The organism is Roseateles sp. P5_B10 (assembly GCF_056400485.1).
Genome location: NZ_JBFULE010001542.1, coordinates 1 through 640 on the forward strand (window position 1 = coordinate 1; position 640 = coordinate 640).

At 67.0% G+C, this 640-nt stretch carries 1 pseudogene; it reads right to left on the reverse strand.

The features are described 5' to 3' along the window. Positions 1-640 (reverse strand): annotated as a pseudogene (locus AC1DU6_RS34485) (heme utilization protein); the annotation flags it as partial.

Here is a 640-nt window from a genome sequence, read left to right on the forward strand (position 1 = left end):
GGAGCTCAGCGCCGGAGCTCAGCGCCGCGAACTGGGCGGTGCCCAGCGCGTTGAGGTTGTCGGTCGCGAGATTGGCGAGCTGGGTGTTGGTCAGTGCTTGAACCTGGCCGGAGGACAGATTGGCGAACTGGCCACTGGTGAGGCTGTTCAGGTCGGCCGTGCCCAGGGTGTTGACTTGTGCAGTCGTCAGCGAGTTGATCTGGCCGCTGCTGAGCGCGCGCAGCTGGTCGCTGGTGAAGGCGTCGAGCTGGTCAGACGACAGGTTGCGCAGGGCGCCGGTCGTCAACGACTTGACGTCAGCCGTCTCAATAGCCGCCAGTTGGGCGGTGGAGAGGCTGCCGGCCTGGGTAGAGTTCAGCGCCGCGACCTGGCCCGAGGTCAGGGCGACCATGTCACCCGTGGTCAGGCCCTTGATCTGGGCGGTGCCCAGCGAGCCGACCTGTGCCGTGGTCAGTGAGCCGACGGCATCGCTGGCCAAGGCGCCRACCTGGTCYGAGGACAGGCCGTTGAGCGAGGCKGTCGTGACAGCRCGCAGATCGGCSGTYTCSAGCTTGCCCAGTTGGCCGGTGGTCAATGCGCCGAACTGGCTGGACGACAGGGCCGCGAACTGGGCCGTGCCCAACGCGTTCAAGTTGTCGGT